Here is a 24,882-nt window from a genome sequence, read left to right as displayed (position 1 = left end):
CGTCGGTGGAGGTTCAGGCCAGCGGCACCAGGTCGTCGGCGTGGACCACGGCGCGCTGCAGGTCCTGCGGCAGTTCGGAGGTGGAGTGGCCGATCATCGTCGCGACGTCGTCGGCGTCGTACGACGTGACGCCGCGCGCCCGGACCGCGCCCGACTTGTCGAGCAGCTCCACCACGTCGCCGTCGGAGAAATCGCCCGACAGCGCGACGATCCCGGCGGGCAGCAGCGATCGGCGTCGTGCGGTGACGGCGGCGATCGCGCCGTCGTCGAGGGTCAGCGAGCCGTGGGTCTCGGCGGCGTGACGCACCCAGAACCGTCGGGCGGACAGGCGCGTCGGCCGCGCCTTGAAGACGGTGCCGACCGAGGCGTCGCCGAGTGCCGCAGCGGCGTCGGACGCCGCGGCGAGCAGGACCGGAACACCGGAGTCGGCGGCCAGTCGCGCCGCGGCCAGCTTGGACGCCATGCCGCCGGTGCCGAGCGCACCGCCGGTGCCCGCGATCACCCCGTCGAGGTCCTCGGGGCCGTCGACCTCTTCGATCAGCCGTGCGGGCTGCCCGTCGGGCCCGGGCTTGCGGGGGTCGCCGGTGTAGAGACCGGCGACGTCGGACAGCAGGACCAGGGCGTCGGCGTGCACCAGGTGTGCGACGAGCGCTGCGAGGCGGTCGTTGTCGCCAAACCGGATCTCGTTAGTCGCCACGGTGTCGTTCTCGTTGACCACGGCCACCGCGTGCAGGGCACGGAGACGATCCAGTGTGCGTTGGGCGTTGGCGGTGTGCGACCGGTTGGAGATGTCATCGGCGGTCAGCAGGACCTGGCCGACGACACGGTCGTAGCGGGCGAAGGACGTCCCCCAGGCGTGCGCGAGGAGGAGTTGCCCGACGCTCGCCGCGGCCTGCTTGGTCGCGAGATCGCGCGGACGCTTCTTGAGGCCGAGCGGCGCGATGCCCGCTCCGACGGCTCCGGACGACACGACGATCACGTCGGACCCCGCCCGCATCCGCGCTTCGAGGGCGTCTGCGAGGGCGTCGAGGCGGGCGAGGTCGATCCCGTCGGACATCTCGGTGACCGCGGACGAACCGATTTTGACGACGATGCTGCGGGCGCCGGCGATGTTCGCGCGCGCCTGACTCATCGTGGGCCCGCCGACGGCGGCGGGCACCGCCTCACTGCTCATCGTCGACAGCGTTCTCCGCATGGTCGTCGACACCGGCATCGTCGTCATCGAAGTCGTCGGCGTCGCCCCAACCCAGTTCGGTGTCGTCGCTGGCCTCGCGTCGAGCCTTACGGGCGAGTTTGCGTTCGGCGGCGCCGATCCGCTCGTTGCGCTCCAGGCGGACGTCGGTGCCGCGGCCGGTGACCGGCACGGCGTCGCCCATCGGGGTGGTCGGCTCCCAGTCGAAGGTGACCGCACCGATGGTGACCGACGCCCCCGGCTGCGCACCGCGTTTGACCAGCTCGGCTTCCACGCCGAGACGGTTCAGGCGATCCGCGAGGTAGCCGACGGCCTCGTCGTTCTCGAACTGCGTCTGCCGGATCCACCGTTCGGGCTGGGCACCGCGCACGATGAAGCCGCCCTCGATGTCGGGATCGTCGACGATGGTGAAACCGCTCTCGTCGACGGCGCGCGGACGGATCACCGGCCGCTTGGCCACCGGCTTGGCGTGCTTCGAGCGGTACTCGCGGACCATCTCCGCCAGCGCGTACGTCAGCTCCGACAGGCCCAGGTGTGCGACGGCGGAGATCCGGAAGACCGGCCAGCCGCGTTCGGCGATCTCCGCCTCCACCAGGTCGGCGAGTTCGGCCGCGTCGGGGATGTCGATCTTGTTGAGGATGACGATCCGCGGGCGGTCGGCGAGGTCGCCGAGCGAGTGGTCGGCGACCAGCGCGGGCTGGTACGCGGCGAGTTCGGCTTCGAGCGCATCGATGTCCGAGACCGGGTCGCGGCCCGGTTCGAGGGTGGCGCAGTCGACGACGTGAGCGAGGACCGCGCACCGCTCCAGGTGGCGAAGGAAGTCCAGTCCCAGCCCGCGGCCGTCGGAGGCTCCGGGGATCAGTCCGGGGACGTCGGCGACGGTGAAGACCTCGGCACCGGCGGTCACCACGCCCAGGTTGGGCGCGAGAGTCGTGAACGGGTAGTCGGCGATCTTCGGCTTGGCGGCCGAGAGGACCGAGACCAGCGACGACTTGCCCGCGGACGGGAAGCCGACGAGGCCGACGTCGGCGACCGACTTGAGCTCCAGGACCAGTTCCCGCTCTTCGCCCGGCTCCCCGAGGAGCGCGAAGCCGGGGGCCTTGCGGGCCCGCGACGCCAGAGCGGCATTGCCCAGTCCCCCGCGACCGCCCTGGGCCGCGATGAACTCGGTCCCCTCGCCGACCAGGTCTGCGAGGATCTCACCGTCGTCGCCGATCACCACGGTGCCGTCGGGAACCGGCAGGATCAGATCCTGTCCGGTGCGCCCCGCGCGGTTGCCGCCCTGCCCGGGTTGGCCGTTGGTGGCGCGCGCGTGCGGCCGGAAATGGAAATCGAGGAGGGTGTGCACCTGCGGGTCGACGACCAGCCGCACATCTCCGCCGCGACCGCCGTTACCGCCGTCGGGGCCGCCGAGCGGCTTGAACTTCTCGCGATGAACCGATGTGCAGCCGTGACCGCCGTTGCCTGCGGTCGCGTCGATCTTCACGCGGTCGACGAAGCGTGACATTCTCTCGCCTTCCTCGAAAATTGCTGGGAATACGAAAAAGGGCGGGTGTGGGCCCTGAACGACCCTACCCGCCCTCTTTCAAAGAGCTGTGATTCCGGTGCCGGGTCAGACTTCGGCCGGCTCCGGGACGATGTTCACGGTCTTGCGTCCGCGCTTCACGTCGAACTTCACTGCGCCCGCCTCGAGAGCGAACAGCGTGTCGTCCTTGCCGCGGCCGACGTTGACGCCCGGGTGGAACTTGGTGCCGCGCTGACGGATCAGGATCTCGCCCGCGTTGACCTGCTGGCCACCGAAGCGCTTGACGCCGAGGCGCTGAGCATTTGAATCGCGACCGTTCCGAGTACTGGACGCGCCCTTCTTACTTGACATCTGACTGTCCTCCTAGATGTTCGAAACGAGCGAGATTACTTGATACCGGTGACCTTGAGGACCGTCAGCGGCTGACGGTGACCCTGGCGCTTGTGGTAGCCGGTCTTGTTCTTGAACTTGTGGATCTTGATCTTCGGGCCCTTGACGTGCTCGAGAACCTCGCCCGTGACGGAGACAGCAGCAAGCTTGTCAGCGTCGGTGGTCAGGTTTGCACCATCGACGAGCAGCGCCACGGGGAGCTGCACCGAGCTTCCGGGCTCGCCGTCGATCTTCTCGACCTTCACAATGTCGCCCTCTGCGACCTTGTACTGCTTACCGCCGGTCTTGACGATCGCGTACGTTGCCATTGCCGCTGTCCTCTTACTCGTCTCATCGGGCCGAAATCTGCGGGTCATCCCCCGCGGAATCGGCATTCTCTTGGTGTGTATGTCCCCGAGCTCACGTACTCGGGAACCCCTCCAGCTACTGCGCGCAACAATGAGCACGCCTGCGGGAGGCGACTTGTCAAGGCTACGGTACCGCGCCTATCCAGGTCAAACTCTCGGCGCGCCGGGTGCGCGCCGAGAGCAAGGTCACTCTGCGGTCGGCGGCGGGCCCGCCACGCGACGACCGCTGCGGCGCCGCGAGGACCGCTTGACGGCCACGATCGGCTCGCTCGCCTGCGGTGCGACGGTGGTCACCGGCGCCTGATCGACGACCGTCTCCGAGGTGGTCTCGGCCGCCGCTTCGACCGCACCGGTGGGGCCGGCGGTGCGGCGGACCGCACGACGTCGACGACGGGTCGCGCCGGTCGGCGCCTGCGGTGCGGACTCGACCGGCTTCTCGACGGTCTTCTCGACCGTCTCGGCCTTCTCGGTCTTCGCCACGACCGCGGTCTCCTCGACCACCGTCGTCTTCTCCACCACCGTCGTCGTCTCGACGACGACGGTCTCGTCCGCAGCCTGTTCCGGATGCTCGCCGTGCGCCATGGCGCGGAACATCGGATGCTCGGCGGCGGGCTTGTGCGGTGCCTTGGCCTGCGCGTCGGCGTGCTGTCCGCTCGCCTGGTTCTGGTTGTCGTGCTGCTGTGTGGACGACTGCTGCTGCGACGGCTGATCGTTGCCGCGTCGACGCGACCGCCGCGAGCGACGCGACCCGGAGTCGCCTCCCCCGCGATTCGCATCCTCCGACGGGCGGACCTCGATCGGGTTCGCGTGGACGATCACGCCGCGACCCGAGCACGCGGTGCACGTGGTCGAGAAGGCTTCGAGGAGTCCGGTGCCCAGCCGCTTGCGGGTCATCTGCACCAGGCCCAGCGAAGTGACCTCCGAGACCTGATGCCGGGTGCGGTCACGAGCGAGCGCCTCGGTGAGTCGACGCAGGACCAGATCCCGGTTGGACTCGAGGACCATGTCGATGAAGTCGACGATGATCATGCCGCCGATGTCGCGCAAGCGCATCTGCCGCACGATCTCCTCGGCCGCCTCCAGGTTGTTGCGGGTGACCGTCTCCTCGAGGTTGCCGCCCGACCCGGTGAACTTGCCGGTGTTGACGTCGACGACGGTCATCGCCTCGGTGTGCTCGATGATCAGCGTGCCGCCGGACGGCAGCCACACCTTGCGGTCGAGCGCCTTCGCGAGCTGCTCGTCGATCCGGTGAACGTTGAAGGAGTCCGGCGCGTCGGCGTGGTCCTTCTCGAACTTCTCCAGTCGCTCGGACAGGTCGGGTGCCACGTCGCCGACGTAGCCGGAGACCTGCGCCCATGCGCGGTCACCCTCGATGACGAGCTTGCGGAAGTCCTCGTTGAACAGGTCGCGGACCACGCGGACCAGCAGGTCGGGCTCTTCGTAGAGGGCCTTCGGAGTTCCCGACGCCTTCGCCTTGTGCTCCTCCGCTGCGGCCTCGATGCTCTTCCACTGCGCTTCCAAGCGCTCGATGTCGGAACCGAGGTCCTCGGCGCTGACACCCTCGGACGCGGTGCGGATGATGACACCGGCCTCGTCGGGGACCAGCTTGGCCAAGATCTGCTTGAGGCGCTTGCGCTCGGTGTCCGGGAGCTTGCGGCTGATGCCGGTGGACGTGCCGCCGGGCACGTACACCAGGTAGCGGCCGGCCAGGGAGATCTGCGTGGTCAGGCGTGCGCCCTTGTGCCCGATCGGGTCCTTGCTGACCTGGACCAAGACGTGATCGCCCGGCTTGAGCGCCTGCTCGATCTTCCGCGATCCACCGTCGAGGCCCGCGGCCTCCCAGTTGACCTCACCGGCGTACAGGACGCCGTTGCGGCCGCGGCCGATGTCGACGAACGCGGCCTCCATGCCGGGCAGCACGTTCTGGACGCGGCCGAGGTAGATGTTGCCGACCATGGACTGCGAGGTCTCGGTGGTGACGAAGTGCTCCACCAGGACGCCGTCTTCGAGGACGGCGATCTGCGTGTAGTCCTCGGTCGGGACGGCGTGCGGCTCGGCCGCATTGATCGCACTGTTGGCCGACCTCTCGCGGACCACCATGACGCGCTCCACCGATTCGCGGCGAGCCAGGAACTCCGACTCGGTCAAGATCGGCGGGCGCCGACGACCGGCGTCGCGACCGTCACGGCGACGCTGACGCTTGGCCTCGAGTCGAGTGGAACCGGAGATGCCCTGCACCTCGTCGCGAACCCGCTTGCTGCGCGGCTCACGCTCGTGAACCACCGTGTTGGGCGGATCGTCGTGCGATGCGTTGTCGTCTCCGTCGGATCCACCGCGGCGACGGCGACGACGGCGACGGCGCTTGCTCGACGGGACACCGGAGTTGTCGTCGTCGCCGGAGCCTGACTCGGTCGACGCGGCATCCGCTGCGTCGCCGTTCTCAGCGTCGCCGTTCTCAGCGGCACCGTTCTCGGCGTCCGCGTCCTTGCTCGGGGGCTTGCCGTCATCGGAGTCGCTCTGCTCGGCGTCGGCCTCGTCCGACGTCGACTGATCGCTGCCGCTGTGCTCGGTTCCGTCGTTCTCGGCGTTCTCCGACGCCTGGTCACCGCGTCCGCGTCCGCGCCCGCGACGTCCGCGGCGGCGGCGACGCGACCTGCTCTCACCGTGCTCGTCTTTCGATCCGTCGGCCTGGTCGGCGTCGGTCGCATCGCTCGTGTCGGCGTCGGCCTCGCTCGCGTCTGCTGCGACGGCCTGTGCGGAGTCGACCTCGACGGAGGCGTCGACCGACGGCTCGGTGTCGACGGCGGCCGTCTCGACCGCGGTCTCCGACTCGACGGCCTCGGTCGAGATCTCCTCGACGGGTTCGGTCTCCTCGGCGACCTTCTTGGTCTTCTTGGTACCGGACTTCTTGCCCGACTTCTTCGCGGGCTTGTCGCCCTTCTCGGCCTTCTCAGCCTTTTCGTGCTTGTTGGCCTTCTCGCCCTTGCTCGACTTCTCGGCCTTCGCGGGCTTGTCAGCCTTCTTCGCGGCCTTCTTCGCCGACGGCGCAGACTCCTCGCCCTGGGAGGCGGAGAGGAACAGCGGAGCGGTGGCCTCGCTGCGCGCGACGGACACCGGCTCCACCTTCTCCACCGAGGAGAAGAGCGACGCCTGAGCTGCGGTGTCGGCGCTCGGGCTGTCTGCGCTCGGGGCGTCGGAGCCGCCTGCACTCGGCGTCTCCGCCGGAGTCTCGACGGCGCCGCTGATGCGGAGCTCGACGGCTTCTGCGTCGGCTCGCGAGATCGACGACTGCGCGGTGCGCGCCGTCACCCCCATCTCCTGCAGGTGCGCCAACACCTGCTTGCTGGTCAGTCCCAGCGTGCGCGCGAGTGCGTGCACGCGGAGACGGAGGGGGAATTTTTCCGCTGACTGATCCGCCGTAGCGTCAGCCGGCGACCCGTTATCGGTCACGTGGTCTCCTCAAGACCCCCGGGCGCGTCGAAGACAAGCAACGCGGCCACGCGAGGGCCTTTCCTATGTGTGCCGGTCTGGACGACCGGGTGTTATGTGGTCTTCGCGTCGTCATGACGCCTTGCTTGACGCAGGCCTCGGGCCACAGCCGGACCCCTGTGGGAGTCAGACGGAACCGGGTACCTCAAAACTGGCTGTGCGTCGGCCGTCAGCACCAAAGCGTGATGCCGACGACTAGGCAAGTATCCCACATCACGGGCGTCTGCCCGCACACGAGTGGAGAAATGGCTCTTGCGCGCCGCGTTGCGGAACGGAAATCAGGAGTTCAGAGCGGGAAACCAGAGTGCGATCTCACGGGCCGCGGACTCGGGCGAGTCCGACCCGTGGACGATGTTGTACTGGGTCTCGAGGGCGAAGTCGCCGCGCACGGTTCCCGGCGTGGCCTTCTCGACGGGATCGGTGCCGCCGGCGAGCTGACGGAACGCAGCGATGGCGCGCGGGCCCTCCACGACGGCCGCGACCAGCGGACCCGACGTGATGAACTCGATGAGCGAGCCGTAGAACGGGCGCTCGGCGTGCTCCGCGTAATGCTGTCCCGCGACCTCTTCGGTCACGGTGCGCAGCTCGAGTGCGGCCAGGGTGAGGCCCTTGCGCTCGATACGAGCGATCACTTCGCCGACCAGTCCGCGCTGGACGCCGTCGGGCTTGATGAGGACGAGAGTCTGTTCAGTCACGGGAGTCACTGTAATGGAGTGCACCCCGATCACGCCGATCGAGTGGCGGCTACTTGGGGCAGTACTGCTTCTCGACGGCGTAGAAGCCGTAGTTGAACAGGCCGCCGCTGCTGTCGGGCCCGTCGACGATGATCTGCAGGCAGGCACCCGGCGTCTGCTTGGCCGACTTCAGTTCGCGTTCGAGGTTCGTGGCCATGCCGCGGTTGGCGTCCACGTAGGCGGGCGGCACGGGCAGGTTGCGGATCACGTCGTCGGCGCCGCGGTCCTCCAGCCACAGGGTGGCCGACCGGGTGGCGAGGTAGCCGAGGGCGCCGTCGCGGACGGGCATCGGGAAGCTCGGCTCGGGAAGTCCGTCGAGTTGCGACTCGGAGGGTGTCGCGGACGTGCTCGGCGCAGCAGAGGCGATCGGACCGGACACCGCCAACGGCGCGATCATGGCCGCGCTCGCCGCGAGAACCCCCGCGGCCGCCACTCGACGAGTCCGTCCGAACACGGTGCTGTACTTGCCCATATCTCCACTCTCACGAAGTCTCGAGGTCCCCGCCCCCCGATCACCGCCGGCCACCGCCCCCGTGGCGTCCGGCACAACAAGTCGTGAGTGTAACCGAAAGTACCGAGGAAGCCGAGTCACCCCGCTGTCGATCGTTCAGTGGACGTGACGGAAGTCCTCGCCACGCCGGGACCTCAGACCGGATGCTGTCCGTACAGGCGGCCCTGTTCGATGCGTTTGGCGACGTCGCGCTTGATGTACGCGATGTAGATCCAGACGCACAGGAAGACCGCGCCGACGACGGCGATGGACCAGTGGAAGAACCCGCCGCCGATCACGAAGGCCTGCATCACGAGGTTGATCTCCAGCGCGTGAGGCTTACCCTGTCGACCCGACAGCAGGATAAGCACCAGCACCACGACGCCCAGGTACAGGCCCGACGCCCACGTGACGCCCGCGTCGGTCAGCTTCGCGACCACCGGGAACGCCAGTGCGACGACGATGACCTCCAGGATCAACGTGCCCGCCATGACCCCGCGGAAGCCCTTCCACGGGTCGTTGGTCGGCGGCGTGAACTGTCGGGGAGTCGACTTCTCGGTCATGACGGCTCCTTGCCGAAGAGGGTGCGTGCGGCGCCCGCAGTGACCACGGAGCCGGTGATGACGACGCCCGCGCCGGACACCGAGCCGTTCTCGTCGGCCTCCTCGGCGAGGGCGATCGCGGCCTCGACCGCGTCGGGCAGGAAGGGTTCGATCACCACGCGGTCCTCGCCGAAGACCTGGTTTGCAATGTCGGCGAGCGCGTCGGTGTCGAGGGCTCGGGGTGAGCCGTTGTTGGTCAGGACGACGACGTCCAGGACCGGCTCGAGTTCGGTCAGCACACCGCGGACGTCCTTGTCGCCGAGGACGCCGATCACGCCGATGAGCCTGCGGAAGTCGAACTCTGAGACGAGTGCTTGCGCGAGCGCCCGCGCACCGTGCGGATTGTGCGCGGCGTCGATGAAGACGCTGGGGGCGCCGCGGAGGCGCTCCAGGCGGCCGGGACTGGCCACGGCCGCGAACCCGAGGCGGACGGCCTCGACGTCGAGCTGCCGGTCGGCGCCTGCGCCGAAGAAGGCTTCGACGGCCGCGAGGGCGAGCGCCGCGTTCTGCGCCTGATGCGCCCCGTGGAGGGGCAGGAAGATCTCGTCGTACACGCCGCCGAGTCCGCGGATGGTGAGCATCTGTCCGCCGACCGCGGTCACCGCGTCGACGACCGTGAACTCCGAGTCCTGCCGCGCGACGATGGTGCCCGCCTCGACGGCGGCGCGCAGCAGCACATCGGTGACCTCCGGTGCCTGCGGCGCGATGACGGTGATGGGGTCCATCGGAATCACCCGGTCCGGCTGGCCCGCCTTGATGATGCCCGCCTTCTCCCCCGCGATCGCCGCGAGAGTGTCACCGAGATAATCGGCGTGATCCATCGCGATCGGCGTGATGACCGCGACCTGGCTGTTGATCACGTTGGTGGCGTCCCACCGTCCGCCCATGCCGGTCTCGATGACCGCGACCTCGACGGGAGCCTCGGCGAAGGCCGCGTAGGCGAGCGCGGTCAGCACCTCGAATTTGCTCATCCGCGGGCCGCCGCTCTCGGTGGACGAGTCGTCGACCATCGTGATGTACGGCTCGATGTCGCGGTAGGTGTCGACGTAGGTGCGCGCCGGGATCGGCGCACCGTCGATCGCGATCCGCTCGGTCACCAGCTGCAGGTGCGGGCTGGTGACCCGTCCGGTGCGACGGTGGAACGCCTGCAGCAGCGAGTCGATCATCCGGGTGACGGAGGTCTTGCCGTTGGTGCCCGCGATGTGGATCGACGGGTAGGCGTGCTGCGGATTCCCGAGCAGTTCCATCAGCGCGGTGATGCGCGTCAGGGACGGCTCGATCTTGGTCTCCGGCCAGCGGGTGTCGAGCTCGGCCTCGAGCGCGTGGAGTTCGGCGAGATCGTCGTCGGAGTCGGTCACGCGGCTCACTTCTCACCCAGCGCGACGAGCTTGGCCTTGAGTCGTTCCACCTCGGCGACGGCCAGCTCCTGGCGCGCCTTGATCTTCGCGACGACCTTCTCCGGTGCCTTCGAGAGGAACTGCTCGTTGCCGAGCTTGCCGGTGGTTCCTGCCAGCTCCTTCTCGGCGGCGGCGAGGTCCTTGGCCGCGCGCTTGCGCTCGGCCTCCACGTCGACGGTGCCGGAGGTGTCGATGGCGACGGTCGCAGTCCCCGACGACAGGCGCACCTCGACGGTGGCGGTGGCGGCGAAGTCGTCGCCCGCGGCCTCGAGTCGGGCGAGGGAGTCCAGGTACGACCGCTGGTCGGCCAGGCCGACGGCGTCGAGCCCGTCGACGGTCGCAGCGACGCGCTGGCCGGGGTTCAACCCCTGATCGCTGCGGAAACGGCGGACCTCGGTGATCAGCTTCTGCAGATCGTCGATCCGGGTGGCGGCGACGGCGTCGCGCTCGGCGCCCGACGCGGCGGGCCACGGCGCGATGACGACCGACTCTCCGCCGGTCAGCGCCTTCCACAGGGTCTCGGTGACGAACGGCATCACCGGAGACAGGGCCCGCAGCAGCGGGTCGAGGACGTTGCCGAGGACCAGACCGGTGTTCGTGGCGCGGTCGCCGCCCTCGTGGACCTGGACCTTGGCGAGCTCCAGGTACCAGTCGCAGACCTCGTCCCACGCGAAGTGGTAGAGCGCCTCGCAGGCCTTCGAGAACTCGTAGCTCTCGAAGCCCTCGTCGACCTGGGCGAGGACCTGGTCGAGGCGGTCGAGGATCCAGCGGTCGGCGTCGGTCAGTTGATCACGCGCCGGGAGGGCGTCGCACCGGGCGCCGTTCATCATGGCGAACTTGGTGGCGTTGAACAGCTTGGTGGCGAAGTTGCGCGACGACTGGGCGTGCGACTCGCCGACCGAGATGTCGCTGCCCGGGTTGGCCCCGCGGGCCAGGGTGAAGCGCAGGGCGTCGGCGCCGAAGCGTTCCACCCAGTCGAGCGGGTCGATGCCGTTGCCCTTGGACTTGCTCATCTTGCGGCCGTGCTCGTCGCGGACCAGGCCGTGGAGGAAGACGTCGCCGAACGGCACCTGCGCCTGGCGTCCGTGGAAGCCTGCGACGTCGAGCTTGCCGACGTAGGTGCCGAACATCATCATGCGGGCGACCCAGAAGAACAGGATGTCGTAGCCGGTGACCAGCACCGACGTCGGATAGAACTTGTCGAGCTCGGCGGTGGTCTCCGGCCAGCCCATGGTCGAGAACGGCCACAGGCCGGAGCTGAACCAGGTGTCGAGGACGTCGGGATCCTGCTCCCAGCCCTCGGGCGCGGTCTCGTCGGGGCCGAAGCACTCCACCTCGCCGTTCGGGCCGTACCAGATCGGGATGCGGTGGCCCCACCAGAGCTGACGCGAGATGGTCCAGTCGTGCATGTTGTCGACCCAGTCAAACCAGCGCGACTCCTGGCTGGCCGGGTGGATGACGGTGTCGCCGTCGCGGACGGCGTCGCCCGCGGCCTTGGCGAGGGACTCCACGTTGACCCACCACTGCATCGACAGGCGCGGCTCGATCGGCTCACCTGCACGCTCCGAGTGGCCGACGCTGTGCACGTAGGGGCGGATCTCCTGGACGATGCGGCCCTGCTCGGCGAGCGCCTCGCGGACGGCGACGCGCGCGGCGAAGCGGTCGAGGCCGTCGAACTGCGTGCCGGTGCCCTCGATGTGCGCGGTGGCGTCCATGATCGTGATCATCGGCAGGCTGTGGCGCTGGCCGATCGCGAAGTCGTTGGGGTCGTGCGCCGGGGTGATCTTGACGGCGCCGGAACCGAACTCGGGGTCCACGTAGTCGTCGGCGATGACCGGGATCTTGCGGTCGAGGAACGGGTGGTCCAGTTCGACGCCGACCAGAGCCTTGTAACGCTCGTCGTCGGGGTGGACGGCGATCGCGGTGTCGCCGAGCATCGTCTCCATGCGGGTGGTCGCGACGACGATGTGCGGCTCGGCGTCGTCGAGCGAGCCGTAACGGAAGGAGACGAGCTCGCCGTCGACGTCCTCGTACTTGACCTCGATGTCGGAGATCGCGGTCTGCTGCGCGGGCGACCAGTTCACCAGGCGCTCGGCGCGGTAGATGAGGCCGTCGTCGTACATCTTCTTGAAGATGGTCTGGACGGCACGCGAGAGGCCCTCGTCCATGGTGAAGCGGTCGCGGCTCCAGTCGACGCCGTCGCCCAGGCGACGCATCTGTCCCTGGATGGTGCCGCCGGACTCGGCCTTCCACTTCCACACGCGTTCGATGAAGGCCTCGCGGCCGAGCTCCTCGCGGCTGCTGCCCTCGGCGACGAGTTGCTTCTCGACGATGTTCTGCGTCGCGATGCCCGCGTGGTCCATGCCCGGCAGCCACAGCACCTCGTAGCCCTGCATCCGCTTGCGGCGGGTGAGGGTGTCCATGAGGGTGTGGTCCAGCGCGTGGCCCATGTGCAGGGAGCCGGTGACGTTCGGCGGCGGCAGCACGATGGAGTAGCCGGGCTTGTCGCTCGCGGCGTCCGCGGTGAAGTAGCCGGCGTCTACCCAACCCTGGTACAGGTCGGCCTCGACGGTTCCGGGGTCCCAGTTCTTGGGGAGGCCGTCGGCGGGGGTCTGTGGGTCATGGGCTGCAGCACTGGTCACGGGATCCAATTCTAGAGAACGCCGCGACGGTGCTCAGGACCGGTCGTCCAGGCGTTCGGCGAGGGCCGCGAGAGCCGGGACCGCGGCGTCGATCGCGGCCCGCTGATCGGCGGTCAGGTCGCCCAGGGCCGCCGAGATCCGGCGCTCGTTGGCACGTGTCCACGCGTGGAGTCGGGCACGCCCCTCCTCGCTGAGCAGGACCAGGACGGCCCGCTTGTCGTCGGGGTCCGACTCCCGCACGACGAGGCCGGCCTTGAGCATCTGGTTGACCAGGGTGCTGACCGTGTTCACCGCCATCCGGTGCTTGCGCGCCAGGTCCCCGATCCGCAGTCCGGGCTCGCGTTCGAGCCGCTGCAGGAACTCGACCTGCGCCATCGGCAGGGACTCCCAGGTGAAATCCTCGCGAACACTCGATCGCAGGGATCGTCGAAGCTGGGTGATCGCGGCGGTCAGCGCCCACGCGTCGTCGCCCGGGGTGGGTTCGGTCAGGTAATCTACTTCTGTCACAGAACTACTTCGGTCGGCGTCCGGCCCTTCACGCACACAGAGTTGAGGCGATGAGCACAAATCCTCCGCAGCGTCGGCCGCTGGCAGTCTACTCGGTCGGCGAAGAACCCGACATCCGGTTCTCGCTCGCCAATGAACGCACCGCCCTCGCCTGGGTGCGCACCGCGCTCGCCCTGATCGCCGGCGGCATCACCCTCACGACGGTGGCGGGACTGACGACGTCGCCGCTGATCGTCCACCTCCTGTCGATCATCGCGTGCGTCGCGGGCGGTGTCCTCGCGGTGGTCGCGCTGTTCTCGTGGCAGCGCAACGAGCGCGCCCTCCGACTCAAGGAGCCCCTGCCGCCGCCGCTGCCGCTCCCCTGGCTCGTCACCGGCATCGCGATCGCCGCGGTCGGCCTGATCGTCTTCGCCGTCATCTCGATCGTCAACCAGCTGTGACCTCCGACCCGGGACTCCAGCCGCAGCGCACCGCGCTGGCCTGGCAGCGCACCGGCCTCGCGGTCTTCGTGACCGCCGCCGCGGGCGGCTTCAGCGCACTCCGCTTCGGCTTCCCGCTCTGGGCGTTCATCACCTTCCTCGGCGGGCTCGTGATCGCCTTCGTCGCGGTGCGTCACTTCCCCAAGGGACTCGACCGCATCATCGGAACCGACTCGATCTGGACCGCGCTGTTCGCGACCGTCGCCGTCATCGTGGCGACGTCGATCGCGGGGACGGTCTTGGCGATCGCGGGAACGATCGCCTAGGAGGCGCGGCGGATCCGGAGTCGGTGCAGGTCCTCGGGGGCGTCCACGTTGGCGAGCCACTCCGGATCGGAGACGCCGACGCGGTGGGTCACCAACGCCTCCAGCGCCGCAACCATCCGGAGTTCGCCGCCGGCCACCAGTTCACTGAGTTGATCGGCCACCCGCGTGCGGTAGATGCCCGCCATCGGATGGTCACGCCCGGCGTCGTTCGCGACGACGACGTCGGCCGACTCCGCGAGACCGCCCAACAGTTCGTCGATCAGCCCGGTGTCGACCAGCGGCATGTCGGTGGCGCACACGAAGGCCGCGTCGGCGCCCGCCTTCTCCGCCGCGCGCAGCGCCTCCACGAGACCGCCGAGCGGACCGCTGCCCGCCTTCTCGGTGGTCACCCACTGCAGGTCGGTCTCCTCGGCCAGATCCACATACGCCTGCGAGGTCGGGGGTGCCGCGATCAGCACCGGATCGCACCGTGAACTGATGGTCCACGCGATCTTGGACAGCATCGGGACGCCGTCCCATTCCAGTGCCGCCTTGTCCTGTCCCATGCGGCGAGAACGCCCGCCCGCGAGGATGATTCCGGCCAGCTTCTTGTCACCCGTGCTCGTCATGCGCCCAGTGTGACAAAGACTGCTCCGGACCGTGCCGTAGTTGGCGCAACCGGTGGCACGGGTGTGGTGCGTCGGCGCTACAGCGGCATCAGGTGATGCTTGCGCGGTCCGTGCGGAGCCTGCTTGTCGCGCAGCATCCGCAATGCCTTGCGCAGCTCGAGGCGGGTGTTCGACGGCTGGATGACCGCGTCGATGTACCCGCGCTCGGCCGCGGTCCACGGCGTCGCGACGGCCGCGTTGTAGAAGTCGATCATCTGCTGCCGCATCTGCGGGCGCTGATCCTCGGGAGCCGCCGCCAGCTGTCGGCGCCCCATCAGCCCCACTGCCGCCTCGGCGCCCATCACCGCGATCCGGGCCGTCGGCCACGCGAGATTCACGTCCGCACCGAGCTGCTTGCAGCCCATGACGGCGTAGCCGCCGCCGTAGGCCTTGCGGACCACGACGGTCACGATCGGCACGGTGGCCTCGACGACCGCGTAGAAGAATCGACCGCCGCGCTTGATGACGCCGATCTTCTCCTCCTCGACGCCCGGCAGGACACCCGGCGTGTCGACGACGAAGATCAACGGCAGGCTGAAGGCGTCGCACAGTCGGATGAAGTGGGCGGCCTTGTCGGAGGCGCGGGCGTCGATCGCGCCGCTGGAGACGAGCGGCTGGTTGGCGACGACGCCGACGCTGCGGCCGTCGACCCGCGCGAAACCGGTGATCAGGTTCTGCGCCGTCGACCCGCCCATCTCGTGGAAGGCGCCGTCGTCGAAGATCCGCAGGAGGACGTCGTGCATGTCGTAGCCCTGGCGGTCGGAGTCCGGGATCAGGGTGTCCAGCTTCCGGTCGTGCTCGGTGATCTCGGGTTCGAGGCCCGGATTGACGACCGGTGCGGGTTCGAAGCAGCTGGTCGGCATGTACGACAGGTACTCGCGGGCCCAGGCGAACGCGGCCGCCTCGTCCTTCGCGACGTGGTGGATGTTGCCGTTCTGGGCCTGGTTGTAGGCGCCGCCGAGCTCCTCGAGGGTCACCTCCTCGCCGGTCGTCTCCCGGATCACGTCGGGGCCGGTGACGAACATGTAGGCCGATTCGGTGGCGATCAAGACGTCGGTGTTGATGGGCGCGTACACCGCGCCCGCCGCGCACTTGCCGAGCATGATCGAGATCTGCGGGACCACGCCGGACAGTCGCAGCTGCCTGCGGCTCATCGCCGCGTACCAGGCGATGGAGGTGACGGCGTCCTGGATCCGCGCGCCACCCGAGTCGTTGATCGCGACGAACGGGACGTCGATGTCGGCGGCCATGTCCATCGCGGCGGCCACCTTGCGACCGAACATCTCGCCGACGGAGCCGCCGTACACGGTCTGGTCGTGGGCGATGACCACCACAGGGCGACCTTCGACGGTGCCGCGGCCGGTCACCACGCCGTCGCCGTAGGGCGCGTCGGCCACGCCCGGCTGTCGGACCAGTGCACCGGTCTCGATGAAGCTGCCCGGATCCAGCAGGGTCGCGATCCGCTCGCGCGGGCTGGGAATGCCCTTCGCGGCGCGCTTGGCCCGTCCGACGTCGCCCGTCGGTTCCTGCGCGTCCGCCAGGCGTCGACGGAGTTCGGCGAGTTTGTCTGCGGTGGTCTCTGGCACGCGTCGACGCTAACCGTGATGAACACGTCCACACCATGTGGATAGCAATGGACGCCGCAGTAGACTCAGTTCATGCCGTCTCATGCAGTGAATTCCCCCGCCGTCGACTCCCCGGTCTCCTATCAGCAGCGCAGCGGTCGGCAGCGGGAGGAGCGCACCGAGGCGATGGTCGTGGCCGCCGCGGAACGCGTCATGGTCGACCTCATCGAGCAGCAGCCGGGCGGCGCCGCTCTCGCGGATCTGTCGATCACCGCCGTCTGCGCCGCCTCCGACGGCTACGTCCGCCGCGACGGAAGCGTCGGGCCGGTCCCCAAGGCCACCATGTGGAAGCACTTCAGGACCGTCGACGCGCTCGCGGTGGCCGTCGCCGAGGCGATGACCGTGCGGAACGTTCCGGTTCCCGATGAGATCGCGGCCCTGGCACGGCCGACCGGCGCGACGGCGGCACCGACGCGCCAGTCGACGGCGGATGCGGAGCGGCTGGAGATGCGCTTCGCCGGTCAGCACCTGGACGCCGCGGCGGTGGAACGGCAGTACCGGGCCGCACGTGCCCGCGACGATCGGTCCGACATGCTGTTCTGGTCGGCCGAACTCGCCGAACGCCTCCTGCGACGCTGTCGACGCAAAGACCGCAAGCGTGCCGCGTCGGCACGCGACTGGGCTCTGCACGGCATCGATCTGGTGGACGTGGAATCCCGCCTGGACTGCATGGCGGGTCTGCGCTGCACAGCCGCCGTCGCCCGCGCCGAGACGCTGTTGTCGTCGGATCCGGCATACGAGGCGACGGGGTTGAGCCGGATTCGCAGTGTCAAGGAGACTGAGAGCCGGTTCGCCGACGCCCTGGGGTGGCCGGTCCGTCGTGCGGTCGCCGACTTCTACGCGGACCGGGCCCGGGCCCTGTGCGAGGAGGATCCGCGACGCGAGCTGCGTGCCGCACGGAACGTCGCCGATGCGCTCATCGCGCTGTGCACCCCGGACGCGATCGGCGATCAGCCCATGCAGGACGCCCTCCGCCCCGACGACCTCGCCGAGATCGTCGCCCTCCTGTGCGAGCTGACGCACGCCTACGACGATCATCCGGAGTTCGGGTCGCTGTATCGCGACGTCTTCGGGGACGGCATGGACGACGTGCAGGCCGCACTCCTCCGCTGCTTCGCCGCGACCACCGACGGCCGTGACCGGTTCGAGGCGGACACGCGGGCGCTGCTCCGGCTCGACGACGTCACACGTCAGGTGCAGCGCGCGGGCCTCCTCGCCAATCCGGGTGCTCTGAGCGTGGTGCTGGCCGAGTACCGGGAGTCCTCGGTCGATCTTCTCCGCACGTCGGGATTCGGTCCGCTCCGCGACGTCCTGACCGCCGAGTTCCTGACCGCCAAGGCCGTCGCCCTCGGTGCGGACGACGCCGACAGACGCGCCGGCGAGCCGGAGTCGCTGCCGCTGAGCCCGGCGGCGTTGCTCGATTCGGCGGCTCGCTTCTACCGGCACGCCGGCCGACGGTGGGGTCGGCGCGGCGCGGCCGGAATCCTGCGCACGCGGGCGACCGCCGCGGCCGCGGACCTCGCAGACCGCTATCCGGTCGACGACGCCGCTGTCGGAGACTCCGACGGCCTCGGCGACCTGGTCCGCAACATCAACGACCTCGTCCTCCTCGCGATGAGCCGCGCCAACCGGCTCAGCACGGACGAGGTCCGCAGCCTTCTGGACATGGCCGAACCGCTCTACTACTACATCCGGTCCGGCCGCGGCTGACCGTCGGTCACTGGGCCGTGAAGCCGCCGTCGACGGTGTACGCGGCACCCGTCACGAAGCCCGCGCCGTCGCCGAGGAGGAATGCCGTCACGTCGGTCACCTCCTCCGAGGTGCCCAGCCGACCGACCGGATGCTTGGCGGCGAGCTGCTCCCGGAACTCCGCGGGGGTGTCCTTCAGCAGCGGGGTGTCGATGTAACCCGGGCACACCGCGTTCACTCGGATGCCGCGACCGCCGTACTCGATGGCAGCCGCCTTCGTGATGCCGACGACGCCGTGCTTGGACGCGACGTAGGCGGCCTGCCCGCTGCGCCCGACCAGCGAGTGCACCGACGCGACCGCCGCGGCACCGTCGCCGTTCAGGTCCGCGCAGATCGCGACCGACTGTCTGCACGTCGCGAACGCTCTGAGCGTCGAAGAACGCGCACGCTTCAACCCTGCGCGAACGTCGACGCCCAGGGCGTTTCGCAGAACTGTGGATAACGTATGTGACAGACAAACTGGACTTCGCTTTACTGGCCGCATGTTTCCAGAGGACGAGTACGGGATCATCCGACGAACCGCGTCCCTCGACGTCGGGTACACGGACCTTCAGTTGCGGGCGGCGGTCCGCGAGGGCGTCATCACACCGCTTGGCGACGGCGCCTTCATTCGCACCGAGCTGCTGCCGAAGTACGACGTCGACGACGAGATCTACAGATACGCGTCGATCGCCGCCGGCGTCGGACAAACACTCCCCCTGAGTCACGAGTCGGCGGCGGCCGTCCACCGCCTCGAGCTCCTCAAACCCGCTCGCTCACTGATCCACTTCGCGAAGCCGGGAGCCACGGGAGGTCGGCTCACCAAGTGTCGACACGTTCACGTCGGCCTCCCGGACGACGAAGTCGTCATCGTCGACGGACTGCCGGTCGCGTCGATCGCTCGGACCGCCGTCGACATCGCAGCGGCGAGCGACTTCGCGGGCGCACTCACCGCCTTGGACAGCGCTCTGCGCCTCGGCGTGACGCACGACGAACTGGCCGAGCTCGCCGAACGTCACCGCCTTCGCGGCATCGCGATGGTCCGATACGCCCTGCGCTATGCGAACGGTCTCGCCGCGAACCCCGGCGAGTCCTGGAGCCGGGCCCAGATGATCGAAGCACGACTGCCCGCAGCCATCCTCCAACGCCACTACGTCCTGCTCGACGGCTCGAACGCCTATCCCGACTTCGACTGGGATGGTCGCCTCGTCGGAGAGTTCGACGGTCTGCGCAAGTACTGCCGGGACATCCGTCCCGGAGAGAGCGTCGAAGACGTCGTCGTTCGGGAGAAGCTCCGCGAGGACGCACTCCGCGAGATCGTCGACGACGTGGTGCGCTGGATCTGGCGCGACCTCGAAGACCGGACGATGGTCCCGAAGGTGATGCGGAAGCTCGCTCGGCTCGGGCTCGTCTGATCCGACACGCAGAAAACGCCCTGGGCGTCGACAAACGCTCAGACTTCAAGTCTGTGCGAACGTCGACGCCCAGGGCGTTTCGCGCTCAGTCAGGGAAAGCGGCTACGCCGACTTCTCCTTCGGGCCGTCGTCCTCGGCGCGCGGGACGATGGTCGGCAGGACGTTGTCGCGGACGGTCTCACCGGTGACGACCACCTTGGCGACGTCGTCGCGGCTGGGGATGTCGTACATCACCGGGAGGAGGACCTCCTCCATGATCGCGCGGAGGCCGCGGGCACCGGTGCCGCGGTGGATCGCCTGGTCGGCGACCGCCTCCAGGGCGTCCTGCGTGAACTCCAGCTCCACGTTGTCCATGTCGAAGAGGCGCACGTACTGCTTGACGAGCGCGTTCTTCGGCTCCGACAGGATGGAGACCAGAGCGTCCTTGTCGAGGCTGGTGACCGACGCGACCATCGGCAGACGGCCGATGAACTCGGGGATGAGACCGAACTTGATCAGATCCTCGGGCATCACCTCGGCGAAGTGATCGACGGTGTCGGCCTTGTCCTTGCTGGGGACGTCGTTGCCGAAGCCGATCCCCCGCTTGCCGATACGCTCGTCGACGACCTTCTCGAGGCCCGCGAAGGCACCGGCGACGATGAACAGAACGTTGGTCGTGTCGATCTGGATGAACTCCTGGTGCGGGTGCTTGCGACCGCCCTGCGGCGGAACGCTGGCCTGCGTGCCCTCCAGGATCTTCAGCAGCGCCTGCTGGACGCCCTCGCCCGACACGTCGCGGGTGATCGACGGGTTCTCGCTCTTGCGGGCGATCTTGTCGACCTCGTCGATGTAGATGATGCCGGTCTCGGCGCGCTTGACGTCGTAGTCGGCGGCCTGGATCAGCTTCAGCAGGATGTTCTCGACGTCCTCGCCCACGTAGCCGGCCTCGGTGAGGGCGGTCGCGTCGGCGATGGCGAACGGAACGTTCAGCATCTTCGCGAGGGTCTGCGCCAGGTAGGTCTTGCCGCAGCCGGTGGGGCCGAGCATCAGGATGTTCGACTTCGCGAGCTCGACGGTCTCGCCGCCGGGCGCGCGCTTGTCGCTCTTCTTCTCCCCCGCCTGGATGCGCTTGTAGTGGTTGTAGACGGCGACAGCGAGCGTCCGCTTGGCCGTGTCCTGTCCCACCACGTAATTGTCGAGGAAGTCACGGATCTCAGCGGGCTTGGGAAGCTCGTCGAGCTTCACATCGCTGGTCTCGGCGAGTTCCTCTTCGATGATCTCGTTGCAGAGGTCGATGCACTCGTCACAAATGTAAACACCCGGACCGGCAATGAGCTTCTTGACCTGCTTCTGGCTCTTGCCGCAGAACGAGCACTTCAGGAGGTCACCACCGTCTCCCATTCGCGCCATGTGGTCGCACCTACTTCCCTCTATCTGCGAACTACCTGTGACGGTACCCGCGCACACTGTCTTCGACGAGCCGAAATGCGGCAGTCACTGAGATTAGAAGGCCGACGTCGTCGGACCGGGCATCCATGCCCGGGCGTGTCGACGACGTCGGCCTCACGCCCTGCTCCTAGCTGGTGCGGGCCGACTTCTTGCGGTACTCGAACACCTCGTCGATGATCCCGTACTCCTTCGCCTGCGCGGCGGTGAGGATGTTGTCGCGATCGGTGTCCTTGCGGATCTTCTCGGGATCCTGGCCGGTGTGCGACGCGAGGATCTCGTCGAGGCGCTTGCGGATGCGCTCGATCTCAGCGGCCTGGATCTCGAGGTCGGAGACCTGGCCCTGGTAGGCGCCGCCGGTACGCGGCTGGTGGATCAGCACGGTGGCGTTCGGCAGTGCCGCACGCTTGCCGGGCGTACCGCCCGCCAGAAGGATCGCGGCGGCCGACGCGGCCTCGCCCAGGCACACGGTCATGACGTCGCAGTGCACGTACTGCATGGTGTCGTAGATCGCGAGCATGTCCGGCACGCTGCCGCCCGGCGAGTTGATGTACATGGTGATGTCGCGGTCGGGGTCCTGGCTCTCCAGGACCAGCAGCTGCGCCATCACGTCGTTGGCGACGGTCTGGTCGATCGGCGTGCCGACGAACACGATGCGCTCCTCGAACAGCTTGGCGTACGGGTCGTACTGCCGCTGACCGTTCGGGGTGTTCTCGATGAACTGCGGGAGGATGTAGCGCGCCTCGATGCTCTTCAGCGCCAGTGCCGCATCCGGGATGCCCGCGCGGACGTCGGCGGGAAGCGAGTTAGTCATGGTGTCTCCGTTACCGGTAGGTGTGTGGACGTCGGATGCGGTCAGGCCTGCGCGCCCGCGGTGGTTACCACGTGGTCGACGAAGCCGTACTCCTTGGCCTCCTCGGCGGTGAACCAGTTGTCGCGGTCGGCGTCGTGCTCGATCTTCTCCAACGGCTGTCCCGTGAACTGGGCGTTGAGTCGGTTCATCTCGCGCTTGGTGGCGGCGAACTGCTCGGCCTGGATGGCGATGTCGGCAGCGGTGCCGCCGATGCCCGCCGACGGCTGGTGCATCATGATCCGCGCGTGCGGGAGGGCGTGGCGCTTGCCCTTGGTGCCCGCGGCGAGCAGGAACTGGCCCATCGAGGCCGCCATGCCCATCGCGTAGGTGGCGACGTCGCACGGTGCCAGCTGCATCGTGTCGAAGATCGCCATGCCCGCCGTGACACTGCCGCCCGGCGAGTTGATGTAGAGGTTGATGTCCTTGGTCGGGTCTTCCGCCGCGAGCAGCAGGATCTGCGCGCAGAGTCGGTTCGCGATGTCGTCGTCGACCTGCGTGCCGAGGAAGATGATCCGCTCACGCAGCAGACGCTCGAAGACCGAATCGGTCAGGTTCAAGCCGGCGACGCCTGAGCTCATCGAGGGCGTGTACAGAGTGCTCACTGGTTGTCCCATCTGTCTAACGGTGCGTTTCTCCTCGGAGGGCCGGGGCCCGGCGGACGCGTCTGCGCTCCGCTCGCCGAAGAAGCTGTCACCGAGGTTAATCAATTTCACCCCCCGAGATGTTCCGTCGACACCCCTAATTCGCTTACAGCAGAACGGGTGAGACGGCGTCCTCGGAAGACACCGGCAGCCGGGACGATCGCTCGTCCCGGCTGCCGGAAAGTGTTGGTCGTGACGCGAGGAGATCAGGCGTCGTCGCCCGCGGCCTCAGCCTCGTCGCCCTCGGCGTCGTCGTCGGCACCGCCGAAGAACGCCTTGGTGTCGATGGTCTCGCCGTTGGTGTCGGTGACGGTGACCTCACCGATGACCTCGGCCAGCGACTTGTTGCGGCGCACGTCGGCGTACAGGGCGCCGATCTGGTTGGCCTGCTGCAGCTGCGCGATGAACTCCTGCGGTGCGATGCCGTAGCGCTGCGACTGCATCAGAATCTGCTGGGTCAGCTCGTCCTGGGAGACCTCGACCTCGACCTTGTCGGCGATGGCGTCGAGCAGCAGCTGGGTGCGGACCGACTTCTCGGCCTCCACCTTGCTCTCCTCGTTCCACTCGTCGCGGGTCTTGCCCTGCGCCTCGAGGAAGCGGTCGACCTGAGCGTCGTCGTGACCGAGGGCGTGGACCAGCTGGTGCTGGACCGACTCGACCTCTTCGTCGACGACCGACTCGGGCAGCGGGAACTCGACGGTGTCGAGCAGCTGCTCCAGGACGGCGTCGCGGATGGCGCCGGCCTGCTCGTACTTCTTGCCCTCGGACACGCGCTCGCGGAGGCTGTCACGCAGCTCGTCGACGGTGTCGAACTCCGACGCCATCTGGGCGAACTCGTCGTCGAGCTCCGGGAGCTCGCGGACCTTGACCGACTTCACGGTCGCGGTGATCTCGGCGTCCTTGCCCGCGTGCTCGCCGGCGACCAGCTTGGAGGTGAAGGTGGTCGACTCGCCGGCCTTGACGCCGGTGATGGCCTCGTCGAGGCCCTCGATCAGGGTGTCGCTGCCGACCTCGTGCGAGAGACCCTCGGTCGACGCGTCCTCGACAGGCTCGCCGTCGACGGTGGCCGTCAGGTCCAGCGACACGAAGTCGCCGTTCTCGACGCCGCGGTCGGCGCCGACCAGGGTGCCGAAGCGGGCGCGGAGGTTGTCCAGCTCGGTCTCGACGTCGGCCTCGGCGACCTCGATCGGATCGACCTCGACGGCGATGGTCGAGAACTCCGGCAGGGTGATCTCGGGGCGGACGTCCACCTCGGCGGTGAACTTGACCGGCTCGCCGTAGACGAGCTCTCCCAGGTCGATCTCGGGCTGGCTGATGGCCTTGATGTCAGCCTCGGTGACGACCTCGGTGTACTTGGCGGGGAGGGCGTCGTTGACGACCTGCTCCAGGACGGCCTGGCGACCGACGCGGGCCTCGATCAGCTTGGCCGGGGCCTTGCCGGGGCGGAAGCCCGGGATCCGGATCTGCTGGGCCAGCGCCTTGTAGGCGCGGTCGAAGTCACCGGAGAGATCCTCGAACGCGATCTCGACATTCAGCTTGACTCGGGTCGGGCTCAGCTGCTCGACGGTGCTCTTCACGGTGTTGGTACTCCTTAGTCGGTACTTGCTGTCAGCACGTTGTTCTCGCCGCTCGCCGGCTCAGCCGACCGGCCGCGACACGTCGTCGGGATGACAGGATTTGAACCTGCGACCCTCCGCTCCCAAAGCGGATGCGCTACCAAGCTGCGCCACATCCCGGTGACCGCGTCGGATCACCGGCGCGGCCAAAGGCACATAGTACGGGCTGCGCACGCCCGCCGACGAACCCGGCTCCGGTTTTGTCAATCGGCCCGTCGCTCGGTAATGTTCGTCGGGCGCACGACGCCGCAGGAATCCTGCGACCGCGTCCGCAACGCGGGTGTAGCTCAATGGTAGAGCCCTAGTCTTCCAAACTAGCTACGCGGGTTCGATTCCCGTCACCCGCTCCGCAGGTCAGGGCCCTTTTCCCAGTCGGGGAAAGGGCCCTGACCTCGTTCTGGAGTACGTGCTCCGCCCGGAGCGAGCAGCGATAGGGTCGACGTATGAGCGATCAGTGCATCTTCTGCGGAATCATCAACGGCGCCATCCCGAGCGCGAAGGTCTACGAGGACGAGGCGACGTACGCCTTCATGGACATCAACCCCGCCTCCGAAGGGCACCTGCTTGTGATCCCGAAGCGCCACAGCAAGGACCTCCTGGAGATCCCCACCGAGGACCTCGCCGCCGTCACCGCGACCGCCCAGAAGATCGCCCGCCAGGTGGTCGGAGAACTCGGCGCCGACGGCGTCAACCTCCTGAACTGCTGCGGTGCCGACGCCTGGCAGACGGTCTTCCACTTCCACCTGCACGTGATCCCGCGCTACCGGGACAAGGGCAAGGACAAGCTGGTGCTGCCGTGGCAGCCCGACGTCCCCGGCGACAAGGACACGATCGTCGCGGTCGCGAAGCGCCTGTCCGACGCGCTGGCCTAG

23 protein-coding genes and 2 tRNA genes are annotated in these 24,882 nt (G+C 68.4%); 6 read left to right on the top strand and 19 right to left on the bottom strand.

Going from position 1 to position 24,882, the window contains the following annotated elements:
- Positions 1-13: 13 nt before the first annotated feature.
- The 11 genes from proB to ACH46_RS08220 all read right to left on the bottom strand — a co-directional run bounded on the left by proB (position 14) and on the right by ACH46_RS08220 (position 13,315).
- Entirely contained in the window at positions 14-1,132 is a 1,119-nt protein-coding gene (gene proB, locus ACH46_RS08270) for a glutamate 5-kinase (RefSeq protein WP_062395149.1), read from the bottom strand.
- Between the two features lie 31 nt (positions 1,133-1,163).
- Positions 1,164-2,699 carry a GTPase ObgE gene (gene obgE, locus ACH46_RS08265; protein ID WP_062392482.1) on the bottom strand — a complete coding sequence of 512 codons (1,536 nt, stop codon included), beginning with the start codon at positions 2,697-2,699 and terminating at the stop codon, positions 1,164-1,166.
- A gap of 105 nt (positions 2,700-2,804) precedes the next feature.
- Positions 2,805-3,068 (bottom strand): 50S ribosomal protein L27, encoded by a 264-nt coding sequence (gene rpmA, locus ACH46_RS08260; RefSeq protein WP_062392481.1) that lies wholly within the window; start codon positions 3,066-3,068, stop codon positions 2,805-2,807.
- A gap of 35 nt (positions 3,069-3,103) precedes the next feature.
- Entirely contained in the window at positions 3,104-3,415 is a 312-nt protein-coding gene (gene rplU / locus ACH46_RS08255) for a 50S ribosomal protein L21 (protein ID WP_062392480.1), read from the bottom strand.
- 225 nt (positions 3,416-3,640) lie between these two features.
- Positions 3,641-6,904, bottom strand: coding sequence for a translation initiation factor IF-2 N-terminal domain-containing protein (locus ACH46_RS08250; protein ID WP_062392479.1), 3,264 nt, complete (start codon positions 6,902-6,904; stop codon positions 3,641-3,643).
- A 317-nt stretch (positions 6,905-7,221) separates the two neighbouring features.
- Positions 7,222-7,638, bottom strand: a complete 417-nt coding sequence (gene ndk / locus ACH46_RS08245) for a nucleoside-diphosphate kinase (protein ID WP_062395146.1) — start codon at positions 7,636-7,638, stop codon at positions 7,222-7,224.
- Between the two features lie 49 nt (positions 7,639-7,687).
- Entirely contained in the window at positions 7,688-8,149 is a 462-nt protein-coding gene (locus ACH46_RS08240; protein WP_226995807.1) for a hypothetical protein, read from the bottom strand.
- A 173-nt stretch (positions 8,150-8,322) separates the two neighbouring features.
- The gene (locus ACH46_RS08235; RefSeq protein ID WP_062392478.1) at positions 8,323-8,730 is read right to left on the bottom strand and encodes a DUF4233 domain-containing protein; all 408 of its coding nucleotides are present in this window, start codon (positions 8,728-8,730) and stop codon (positions 8,323-8,325) included.
- Entirely contained in the window at positions 8,727-10,136 is a 1,410-nt protein-coding gene (gene folC, locus ACH46_RS08230; RefSeq protein WP_062392477.1) for a bifunctional tetrahydrofolate synthase/dihydrofolate synthase, read from the bottom strand. Before folC ends, ACH46_RS08235 begins: the two co-directional genes overlap by 4 nt.
- Positions 10,133-12,808 (bottom strand): valine--tRNA ligase, encoded by a 2,676-nt coding sequence (locus tag ACH46_RS08225; RefSeq protein ID WP_062392476.1) that lies wholly within the window; start codon positions 12,806-12,808, stop codon positions 10,133-10,135. The genes folC and ACH46_RS08225 overlap by 4 nt, the downstream gene beginning before the upstream one ends.
- Positions 12,809-12,841: 33 nt before the next feature.
- Complete coding sequence (locus tag ACH46_RS08220; protein WP_062392475.1) at positions 12,842-13,315, bottom strand: MarR family winged helix-turn-helix transcriptional regulator; 474 nt, start codon at positions 13,313-13,315, stop codon at positions 12,842-12,844.
- Between the two features lie 50 nt (positions 13,316-13,365).
- Between ACH46_RS08220 and ACH46_RS08215 the strand changes: the two genes are divergently transcribed.
- Together ACH46_RS08215 and ACH46_RS08210 are read left to right on the top strand one after the other, a co-directional pair.
- The gene (locus ACH46_RS08215) at positions 13,366-13,755 is read left to right on the top strand and encodes a YidH family protein (protein WP_062392474.1); all 390 of its coding nucleotides are present in this window, start codon (positions 13,366-13,368) and stop codon (positions 13,753-13,755) included.
- Positions 13,752-14,060, top strand: coding sequence for a hypothetical protein (locus tag ACH46_RS08210; RefSeq protein ID WP_062392473.1), 309 nt, complete (start codon positions 13,752-13,754; stop codon positions 14,058-14,060). Before ACH46_RS08215 ends, ACH46_RS08210 begins: the two co-directional genes overlap by 4 nt.
- On the opposite strand, the gene mobA is transcribed toward ACH46_RS08210, so the two are convergent.
- On the bottom strand, positions 14,057-14,668 hold the full coding sequence (gene mobA, locus ACH46_RS08205; RefSeq protein ID WP_062392472.1) for a molybdenum cofactor guanylyltransferase: 612 nt from the start codon (positions 14,666-14,668) through the stop codon (positions 14,057-14,059). The genes ACH46_RS08210 and mobA overlap by 4 nt on opposite strands.
- A gap of 77 nt (positions 14,669-14,745) precedes the next feature.
- Positions 14,746-16,293 (bottom strand): acyl-CoA carboxylase subunit beta, encoded by a 1,548-nt coding sequence (locus ACH46_RS08200; RefSeq protein WP_062392471.1) that lies wholly within the window; start codon positions 16,291-16,293, stop codon positions 14,746-14,748.
- Between the two features lie 72 nt (positions 16,294-16,365).
- Between ACH46_RS08200 and ACH46_RS08195 the strand changes: the two genes are divergently transcribed.
- Positions 16,366-18,042, top strand: coding sequence for a hypothetical protein (locus ACH46_RS08195; RefSeq protein ID WP_157851025.1), 1,677 nt, complete (start codon positions 16,366-16,368; stop codon positions 18,040-18,042).
- A gap of 7 nt (positions 18,043-18,049) precedes the next feature.
- Here ACH46_RS08195 and ACH46_RS08190 read toward each other — a convergent pair whose 3' ends face one another.
- Complete coding sequence (locus ACH46_RS08190) at positions 18,050-18,565, bottom strand: SDR family NAD(P)-dependent oxidoreductase (RefSeq protein WP_226995806.1); 516 nt, start codon at positions 18,563-18,565, stop codon at positions 18,050-18,052.
- On the opposite strand from ACH46_RS08190, the gene ACH46_RS08185 reads away from it, so the two are divergent.
- Entirely contained in the window at positions 18,564-19,475 is a 912-nt protein-coding gene (locus tag ACH46_RS08185; protein WP_062392468.1) for a hypothetical protein, read from the top strand. The two genes, ACH46_RS08190 and ACH46_RS08185, sit on opposite strands and share 2 nt — an antisense overlap.
- Positions 19,476-19,577: 102 nt before the next feature.
- Here the strand turns inward: ACH46_RS08185 and clpX are convergent, their stop codons facing one another.
- The 5 genes from clpX to ACH46_RS08160 form a co-directional block, all read right to left on the bottom strand.
- Complete coding sequence (gene clpX / locus ACH46_RS08180) at positions 19,578-20,864, bottom strand: ATP-dependent Clp protease ATP-binding subunit ClpX (RefSeq protein ID WP_062392467.1); 1,287 nt, start codon at positions 20,862-20,864, stop codon at positions 19,578-19,580.
- A 166-nt stretch (positions 20,865-21,030) separates the two neighbouring features.
- Entirely contained in the window at positions 21,031-21,714 is a 684-nt protein-coding gene (locus ACH46_RS08175; RefSeq protein ID WP_062392466.1) for an ATP-dependent Clp protease proteolytic subunit, read from the bottom strand.
- Between the two features lie 41 nt (positions 21,715-21,755).
- The gene (locus tag ACH46_RS08170) at positions 21,756-22,367 is read right to left on the bottom strand and encodes an ATP-dependent Clp protease proteolytic subunit (RefSeq protein ID WP_062392465.1); all 612 of its coding nucleotides are present in this window, start codon (positions 22,365-22,367) and stop codon (positions 21,756-21,758) included.
- Between the two features lie 233 nt (positions 22,368-22,600).
- Positions 22,601-23,971 (bottom strand): trigger factor, encoded by a 1,371-nt coding sequence (gene tig / locus ACH46_RS08165; protein ID WP_062392464.1) that lies wholly within the window; start codon positions 23,969-23,971, stop codon positions 22,601-22,603.
- Between the two features lie 85 nt (positions 23,972-24,056).
- Positions 24,057-24,130: transfer RNA gene (locus ACH46_RS08160), tRNA-Pro, on the bottom strand.
- 156 nt (positions 24,131-24,286) lie between these two features.
- On the opposite strand from ACH46_RS08160, the gene ACH46_RS08155 reads away from it, so the two are divergent.
- Together ACH46_RS08155 and ACH46_RS08150 are read left to right on the top strand one after the other, a co-directional pair.
- Positions 24,287-24,357: transfer RNA gene (locus ACH46_RS08155), tRNA-Gly, on the top strand.
- A 96-nt stretch (positions 24,358-24,453) separates the two neighbouring features.
- The gene (locus ACH46_RS08150; RefSeq protein ID WP_062392463.1) at positions 24,454-24,882 is read left to right on the top strand and encodes an HIT family protein; all 429 of its coding nucleotides are present in this window, start codon (positions 24,454-24,456) and stop codon (positions 24,880-24,882) included.

The sequence above is a fragment of the Gordonia phthalatica genome, from assembly GCF_001305675.1.
In the GTDB taxonomy this organism is placed as follows: Bacteria; Actinomycetota; Actinomycetes; order Mycobacteriales; family Mycobacteriaceae; genus Gordonia; species Gordonia phthalatica.
Note: the sequence above shows the minus strand (reverse complement) of the source record. Positions and strands in the feature narration are given on the sequence as shown.